Annotated in this window: 7 protein-coding genes; 5 read left to right on the top strand and 2 right to left on the bottom strand. The window is 59.3% G+C overall.

Going from position 1 to position 8,443, the window contains the following annotated elements; all coding sequences use genetic code 11:
* Positions 1-89 precede the first annotated feature (89 nt).
* The 5 genes from AC1DWF_RS27950 (at position 90) to AC1DWF_RS27930 (ending at position 6,715) form a co-directional block, all read left to right on the top strand.
* The gene (locus AC1DWF_RS27950; RefSeq protein ID WP_476786443.1) at positions 90-1,421 is read left to right on the top strand and encodes an O-antigen ligase family protein; all 1,332 of its coding nucleotides are present in this window, start codon (positions 90-92) and stop codon (positions 1,419-1,421) included.
* Between the two features lie 180 nt (positions 1,422-1,601).
* Positions 1,602-2,828 carry a polysaccharide biosynthesis/export family protein gene (locus tag AC1DWF_RS27945; RefSeq protein ID WP_476804491.1) on the top strand — a complete coding sequence of 409 codons (1,227 nt, stop codon included), beginning with the start codon at positions 1,602-1,604 and terminating at the stop codon, positions 2,826-2,828.
* Positions 2,829-2,860: 32 nt separating this feature from the next.
* Positions 2,861-4,342, top strand: a complete 1,482-nt coding sequence (locus AC1DWF_RS27940) for a tyrosine-protein kinase family protein (RefSeq protein WP_476842310.1) — start codon at positions 2,861-2,863, stop codon at positions 4,340-4,342.
* A 46-nt stretch (positions 4,343-4,388) separates the two neighbouring features.
* Positions 4,389-5,735: an oligosaccharide flippase family protein gene (locus AC1DWF_RS27935; RefSeq protein WP_476804490.1), complete on the top strand. Its 1,347-nt coding sequence runs from the start codon at positions 4,389-4,391 to the stop codon at positions 5,733-5,735.
* Positions 5,732-6,715, top strand: a complete 984-nt coding sequence (locus tag AC1DWF_RS27930; protein ID WP_476789539.1) for a glycosyltransferase family 2 protein — start codon at positions 5,732-5,734, stop codon at positions 6,713-6,715. The genes AC1DWF_RS27935 and AC1DWF_RS27930 overlap by 4 nt, the downstream gene beginning before the upstream one ends.
* Before the next feature lie 6 nt (positions 6,716-6,721).
* Here the strand turns inward: AC1DWF_RS27930 and AC1DWF_RS27925 are convergent, their stop codons facing one another.
* Together AC1DWF_RS27925 and AC1DWF_RS27920 are read right to left on the bottom strand one after the other, a co-directional pair.
* The gene (locus tag AC1DWF_RS27925) at positions 6,722-7,834 is read right to left on the bottom strand and encodes a glycosyltransferase family 4 protein (protein WP_476789538.1); all 1,113 of its coding nucleotides are present in this window, start codon (positions 7,832-7,834) and stop codon (positions 6,722-6,724) included.
* A gap of 185 nt (positions 7,835-8,019) precedes the next feature.
* Positions 8,020-8,443, bottom strand: a 424-nt coding sequence (locus AC1DWF_RS27920) for a class I SAM-dependent methyltransferase (RefSeq protein WP_476842309.1), incomplete at its 5' end; no start/stop codon positions are given.

The following is an 8,443-nucleotide window of genomic DNA, read 5'->3' as shown; positions in this document are numbered from 1 at the left end:
CTGCTCTCGGCCGTTAACCCGGAGTTCCCAGGCGCCATGTTATTGCATGCATGTCGCGGCATAAGGGTTATCGTTCCTTGAAATTCGGCGTGCTTTTTCTCGCTTTGCTTGCGATTTTTCCGCTCGGCCTGCTGTTGCGGAGCACGCCGGTGCTGCGCAAGCCATTTTGGATTGGCTTCGGCGCCCTACCTTTTTTTGCCGCCGCCATCCCGCTATTCGATGTAGGCCTCCTGTCCTGGGCAGGTCGTTGGGTAGGTTTCGTCTATGGTCTGCAGATCTCGATTGTCGATATCCTTGCCGCCTCTGCACTTTTTGCTATGCCGCGTGGCAAGCTGCCTCTGTGGTGCAAGCTGCCGTTTCTTATCTACATTCTCGCAGCCGTCCTTTCCCTGCTACAAGCCGCCGAGCCGGTAGCTGCGAGTTTCGGTGTGCTGCAATTCGCCCGCATCTTTTTGGTGATGGTGGTCGTGGCACGTGCCAGCACTTCCGATCCAGATGTGCCCTTCTTGATATTGAAAGGCATGGCGATCGGTATTGCGGCTCATTTCGTGGCCGTCTTGTACCAGCGGTTCCAGCTTCACCTGCCGCAGACGATGGGTCTCTTCATCCATCAGAACACGCTCGGCATGGCAGCGCATTTCGTCCTCTTTCCGCATCTTGCCCTGCTTCTGGCTGGCTACCGCAACGTCCGTTATCTGGTCTGCACCGTTGTGGCGACCATCGTCGTTGTCGTTTTCACGGCGTCGCGCGCGGCGGTCGGATTTTCGGTCATAGGCTTGGGGACGCTGTTCGTGACGCAGGCGCTGGCGGGCCTGACACAGCGCAAGATGGCGGTCGGCCTTGCCGCGCTCGCCTCCCTTTTGATCGTGGCGCCGTTGGCGGTTTCCACCTTCTCAAATCGCTTCGAGCTCAATCCACTGGGCGAAAGCCAGTATGACGAGCGTGCTGCCTTCAATCGCGCAGCGTCCTTCATCCTCGATGACCATCCGCTTGGCGTTGGAATCAATCACTATGTCTATGTTGCGCGAGACCTCGGCTATTCGGAGCGCGCCGGCGTCATCGGCTTTGAAGGTAACCGCAATAATATCGTCCACAACGCCTTTTGGCTGACCGCAGCCGAGGCCGGATATCCAGGGGTCCTCGCGTTTTGCGTCATGCTCATTGTTCCACTGTTTGTTGCGTGGCGGACCGGCTGGCGCATGCGCCACACGCTGGAAGGCAATCTGCTGCTCGGCTTCGGCGTGGCGCTGCTCGTTGTCTATCTCCATTCTTTCTATGAGTGGGTGATCTTCGCCAGGGAGATCCAGTATCTCTTGACCATGACGATGGGCATGGTCTTCGGCATAGCCCTGCGCCTCGCCGCGCCAGCAGCGGAGGGCAATCCTTTGCCAACGAAGGCGATGCGATTGAGTGCGCAATGAGGATAGAATTAACCATGAGCGGTGAATTTCCGTGCATCGGAAGGGTTTCCTCGCGGATCGCCGATCATCTTCAATCTATTTCAGTGGTTGCGCTCTAGCAGCTTTGGGTTGTTGCCAGATCTTGTTGGGAGCGATTCGATGACTTTGCTGGATAAACTGAGAAAGCTGCAGGTGGGAAGCATGGCCATTGTCGCCGGCCTCGCCTTGCTGGCCTTTTCCGGCAAGTCCTTGGCCGATACAGCGAAATATGAGCTCGGTCCGCAGGATCGGCTTCGCATCCATGTCTCCGAATGGCCCGCCCTGACCGGCGAACTGACTGTTGGCGCCAGCGGCGACATCTTGATGCCGATGCTTGGGCAGGTTCCGGCAAAAGGGCTAAGCGCCCCCGAACTGGCCACATCGATCGCTTCGCGCCTGAAAGCCAAGGCCAATCTGCAGCAAACTCCTGATACGACGGTCGATATCGTCGCCTATCGTCCCTTCTACATCCTCGGCAGCGTGGCCACTCCTGGCGAATACGCCTATCGCCCCGGCATGATCATCCTCAATGCGCTCAGCCTCGGCGGTGGCGCCTATCGGGCGGAGCAAGGCTCGCAATGGGACCTCGAACGCGTGGCGATTTCGAGCCGGGGCGAATTGAAGCTCAATGAAGCGCGGCGCTGGGACCTGTTGGCCGAACAGCAACGCTGGCAGGCGCAGCTCGACGGCGCGGACAAGATCGGCGCTGTGCCCGGCGATGCGTCGCCCGAATATGCGAAGGCCGTTGAGGAGCAGAGCCGTCTCTTCGCCACGGAACTCGGCCGCTATCGCGCCGAACGGCGCAGCCTTGAGGCCTCCATTGCCATGCGTGAGCAGGAGATCGCAGCGTTGGACCGGCAGCTTGCGGATGTCGCCATGAAACTTAGTTCAACGCAAAGCGAACTGGAAACGATCCGCCGATTGGCCAAACAGGGCCTTGCCGTTCATCGTCTAGGCCCGCTGGAGCGCAGCCTGAGCGACGTCCAGCGCGAGCGACAGGATTTGGAGATCGCCAAGCTGCGCGCGCGACAGGAGATCAATACGGCGACTGGTGAGATCGCCAGTTTGGACGAGCAGCGCCGTGCCACAGCGCTCGCTGGTGCCCAACGCATAGCGATCGATCTTCGCGCGATCGCTGAACAGAATGATACCTCCGTTCGCATCCTGGACAGCGCCGCCTATTATTCGTCGAACCTCTCCCGCCTGATCGACGCCGAGTCCGCCCCGCAGCTACGTTTCAGCATCGTGCGGACTGATGATAACGGCACGACCGAGTTCGACGCGACCGAGACGACGCGTGTTCAGCCTGGCGATATCGTCAAGGTGTTCAGAGTGGCGGCCGAGACAACCGGCACCCTTCCGGTCGAAACACAATCGACGCGGCCCTGACGATTTCGCGCCGGCATATCGAAGGCTTCTCCATGTTAGAAACGCGCCATCCGAAGGAATTGCTGATCCAGCAGCGCGTGGCGCCGGAGGCCAGTCTCTACGACTGGCGCTGGATGATTCGCTCGGGCTTGAAACGGCTCTGKCTCATCATCGCTGGAGCCCTTCTGTGCGCCGCACTTGCCGTCGGCTATGTCGCGCTTCGCCCCGCGCACTACACGGCGTCGGCTGTCCTCACCATCACCAATCTGAGATTGTCGACCAGCGGCGAAGACGCGTTCTTCACCGAGTCTCAGTTCGACCCGACCTTCCTCGAGACACAAATAGAGACCATCGGTTCGACGCCCGTACTTTCCAGTGTCCTTCAGACGCTGAAGCTAGGTGGACCCGACGCCTCCAATCAGCAGAGCGCGATCAAGGCCCTGCGCGGGGGCCTTGCCATCCAGCGGCTCGGTCAGAGCAATCTCGTCGAGATCCGCTATACCTCCCGGACGCCGCAAGATGCGGCGAACATCGCCAACGAGGTGGCGCGCGCCTATATGGCCAAGCAGGAAGCCGATCGCTCCGAAGCCGTGCAATCCGCCAGCGGATGGCTTCGGGACCGGCTTCGCGAGGCTGGTCCGAAAGCGCAGGTCATGTCGGCTGCCGCACCGCCGATCGACAAGAGCAATCCGCGCGGCATCGTGATCATCGCTTTGGCAGGGATCGTCGGTGCCGCAGCTGGTTTTGTAGCCGCGCTGGCACTGGCGTTTCTCGATCGTAGCTTCCGCCGACCGGAACAACTCGCCTCAGTGACCGGAGCAGAGTGTTTCGGTGTGATCCCGAGGCTGGACGCGGGCTCGCCAAAACCGAGCCTTGCGCTGCTGTCAGAGATTGCCGGTCGATCGGGTTCGCCGGAATGGCAGGCGTTGCGGCTGGCAAACGTCAGCATTCTTCCCTTGATCGGGGTACCACATACGAAATCGCTTGGCGTCACCTCGACATTCTCCAGTGAAGGTAAGACGGTTCTGGCAGCCAATCTGGCGCTTCACGCGGTTCAGATGGGCAAACGCGTTTTGCTCGTCGATGCACAGGCCTATCGGCCGGAACTGTCGAAATTGATGCAGCATGCGGGCCGGCGGGGCCTCATCGACTATCTTGAGGGTCGAGAACGCGATCTGGCGGCACTGGTCGTCCAGGATGCGCGAACCGGGTTGGACGTTTTGCCCTACGGCCAGGCCGGCAAAACGACGCCGATGCTTTGGTCGGGCCGCATGGAAAACCTGCTGGACGATGTGACGTCCTATGATCTCGTGGTTTTCGACCTGCCGCCGCTTGATGCGGCAGGTGATCTCCGCGCATCAGCACGCTTCATCGATTCGTTCCTGCTTGTCGTGGAAGCCGGTCGTGTGTCGGACGAAGCGCTCACCGCGGCATTGTCAGCGACGCCTTCAGTTTGGGAAAAGCTGGCGGGATCGATCCTCAATCGCTGCGATCCAGAACCGGCGTTCCAGTGGCTTCCGCCGTTCAAACGATAGGGCCCAGCTTCTATAAGCTTTCAGGCAACAGGATAGGCATGGCCTGATGGCTATTTCGTCGAAACGGCTCCTCCACGGGGCAATCTGGACCACGGGTGCCTATTTCGTCTCCGTAGTGCTGCGCTTCGGGTCGAACGTGATCCTGTCGCGGCTGGTTCTGCCCGAAGTCTTTGGCATGATGCTTATCATCAGTACCTTGCGCAACGGCATCGAACTTGTCTCCGATGTCGGTATCGGCCAGAACATCGTCCACAATAGCAAGGGCGAGGAACGTCGCTTCCGCGATACCGCCTGGACCATCCAGTTTGTTCGTGGCGCTATCCTTTTCAGCCTGATGTTTGCTCTGGCCGCACCGCTGGGGCAGCTCTACGCCCTGCCGTCTTCGGCGATCCAGATATCAGCGATAGGCCTCGCTTTGATGGGCGGCGCGTCGGTCTCCATTTACATGCTGCAGCGTCAGCTTTTGTTCGTGAAGCTGAATCTGTTCGACCTCATGGTCGAATTCGTGAATGCGATCTTCGTGATTGCGCTGGCGCTGTATAGTCCGACGATCTGGTCGCTTCTCTTCGCCAATTTGATGACCATCGTCGTGCGAACGGTGGCAAGTTACCTCTTGCCTTACGGCCGCACGTGGTTCGCCTGGCACGCTACCTATGCCCGCGAGATCATGTCGTTCGGCAGGTGGATATTCCTTTCTTCCTTGCTTTCCTTTCTCTGCGCGAGCTTCGACAAGCTCTATCTCGGCCATGCCATTCCGCTTGCGGTGCTTGGCATCTACGGCATTGCGCGAACCATTGCCGACTTGCCGGCGGTGCTGGTCGGCAGGCTGAGCTACTCCTTGATCTTTCCGGTGGTTTCATCTCGCAGGGGGCAGGAGGCGACCGCGCTCCGCGGCGAGATGGGCCCATTGCGACTGAAGCTCCTGCTTGCCTTCGCCGTCTGCATCGGTTTCGGCGTTTCGGTGTCCGATTTCGCTGTCTGGCTCATCTACGACACGCGCTATCATGATGCGGGATGGATTCTGCCAATCCTGCTTCTCGGCGTCTGGTTTTCACTCCTGTGCACGATATCGGAATATTCGCTGCTCGGTCTGGGCCGGCCACTTTATGGGGCGGCGGGCAATATGGCGAAACTCGTGTTCATGGTCGTGGCCATCCCGCTAGGTTTGCAGTTCTACGGAATCGCCGGCGCGATCGTGATGATCGCCGCCAGCGAACTCAGCCGTTACATACCGATCCTGTTTGGGCAGTACCGGGAGCAGATCGCCTTTTTCCGCCAGGATATGGCGACTACCGCACTGCTCGTGCTGCTTATCCTGATGTTTTCCTTCGTGCGTTATCAAGCCGGCTATGGAACGACTTTTGAAGGTGTGCTGGTGGCGTTCCGCTCATGAACCTTGCTGTTCCAACGGTTGGCGTTGTGGTGATCGGCCGCAATGAGGGGCCCCGCCTGATCACCTGTCTCGAAAGCCTCGGCGAGCGTCTCGCAACGACGGTCTATGTCGATTCCGGCTCTACTGACGGCAGCGCCGAGGCGGCAGAAAGACTGGGCGCAACCGTTGTCCGGCTTGACATGACCATTCCGTTCACAGCGGCGCGGGCGCGCAATTCAGGATTTTCCGAACTCCGCAGGCTGGTTCCGGAAGCTGAATTTATGCAGTTCGTCGACGGMGATTGTCAGATCGTCGAAGGCTGGCTGGCAAAGGCCACAAGATTTCTTGTCGAAAATCCAGATTACGCGGTCGCCTGTGGCCGTCGTCGAGAACGCTTCCCGGATGCGACGCTCTACAACGCCTTGTGCGATCGCGAATGGGATACGCCGATTGGCGACGCGCTCGCCTGTGGCGGCGATTGCCTGACGCGTGTTGGCGCATTGGCAGCTGTCGGCGCCTATTCGGCGGACCTCATTGCCGGCGAGGAACCGGAAATGTGTGTACGTCTGCGCTCCGTCGGCTGGAAGATCTACCGACTGGATGCCGAGATGACGCTGCACGATGCGAACATCACGCGCTTTGGCCAATGGTGGAACAGGTCGAAACGCGCCGGTCACGCCTTCGCGGAGGTGGCGCATCGTCATCTTGGATCGCCTGAAGGTATATGGGGACGCAACGTTCTGCGTGCCTTGCTCTGGGGCTGCCTTCTGCCATTGGTCGCGCTGCTGGGCGCGGTGGCATTGCATCCCGCATTCTTGCTGCTCTTTGGAGCATATCCACTGCAGACTGCCCGAATCGCGTTGCGGGAAGGAGGCGGGCGACTTGCATGGATCTATGCGGCATTCGCTGTGCTAGCGAAGTTTCCCGAGATGCAGGGAGTTGCGCAATATGCCCTCAACCGCCTGACGCATCGACGTCAGGCGCTGATAGAATACAAGTGAGTAGTTCTATTCGGCGGCGGGCTGGAGACGCGCATCGCGGACGAGTGTGCCCTGCACTGACCTGCCGTCGCGACCTGTGTTGGTACCTTCCATGAAAAGCCGCTGCAATTCGAGCGCCAGAAGCCGCCGGTCGTGCAGGCGCTCGACACGTTGCCGCCCGATCTTGCCCATCTGTTCCAGAACGTCCGCCGGTGCTGACAGCGCAGAGCGCATGGCAGAGACCAACTGCTGGTGGTTGCCGGGCTCGACAAGCCAGCCGCATTCTTCATCCACCAATTCGGGAATGCCAGCGATTGTCGTCGAGATGACGGGACGGGTCAACGCCAGCGCCTCCATGATCGCCACCGGCAAGCCTTCGGCGTAGCTTGGCAGCAGCATGGCGCGGCTCTGCTTGAGAAGCTGCCGAACCTCGTCGTTGGATGACCATCCGTGCAGGATGACTTGTGCGCCGACGTCGTGCAGTGCGATTTCGGCTTCAATTTCGGCGCGACTCTCTCCGTCGCCGACCAGCACGACCTTCATGTCGGGAAACTCTGCGCGCAGCGCTGCCACCGCAGCCGGAATATGGATTTGGCCCTTCTGTCGGCAGAGCCGGCCTATGCAGACCAGCGTGTTTTGGCCGCTGGCAATCGGCGTCGGCTCGAAATCCTCAAGCTTGAGGCCGCAGCGTGCGATGACGACCTTGTGCGCATCAGCGGCATCGGAAAGCGAGACAAGGAGGTTGCTGCAATAATCCGAGATCGCCACGACGAAGGCAGCATGCTTGATCTTGAGATCGAAGCTTAGATACGCAGCGTCGGTGAATTCATCAGGCCCATGTGAGGTAAAGCTGTAGCTTGGTCCGCCAAGCAGCTTCGACAGCAACGCGACAGCAGCCGGGTTGGTGCCGAAATGCGCATGGATATGGACGATGCCCTGCCTGCGAGCCTCCTGGCGCAAATAGCAAGCCTGCATCAGGTAGGCAATGTGATGGACAAACCCGGAATAGGCCTTCCGGCGCATCTGTTGAAATGCGGGGAGGGCGCGCATCAGGCCGCGCGGGTTGGTTAGGATCTCACGCCCGAATGCCACGAACAACCCTGCGGCGTTGCCGCTGAGGAGATAGCGTGTCGATGCCATTTCGGACCGATCGGATCGATCGACGAGTGTTCCACCAAAACGGCGAACTGAGAGCCTCCCGATCCTGAGGTCGAGATCTTCAAGGGCTTCGATTTCCCCGCGAATAAAGGTAGTGCTCGGCATCGGGTAGGTATTGAGAAGATAAGCGATTTTCACTGCGGTTCCTTGCCTTGCTGCAAGCGGAACTATCGGACGGCAATTATGGATTTATTGAAGAGGAGAAATTTCTCGAATTTGATTTCCGCATCTGGAAAAAAGCTCTTCATCTGGGCAGCCGAGAGCAGACGATGGTGGCGGACAAGCCACGCTGCATCATTCCAGTTCCGCTGGCGGACAAAGAAGCCAAGTTCAAACCGGTGCAACATCTCGATACGCAGCCGTTCCGGTAGATATTGGAAGCCGACAAACCGGAAATGCGGTTCGTAGGGAAACCAGTAGTTCGGCGTTTGGACGTAGTAGCGTGCGCCAAGGCGCTGCACATTCGCTGCGAAGAGCTTCATATCGGCGAGTTGGCCGACATGTTCGATCACTGAGTTGGAATGTACAAAATCAAAGTGCTGGCCTTGCAGCAACGTCGTATCAGTCGCGCTGCCCTCAATCGCTGTGAAG

The organism is Aminobacter sp. P4_D5 (assembly GCF_056401815.1).
This window is presented reverse-complemented; position numbering and strand designations above follow the sequence as displayed.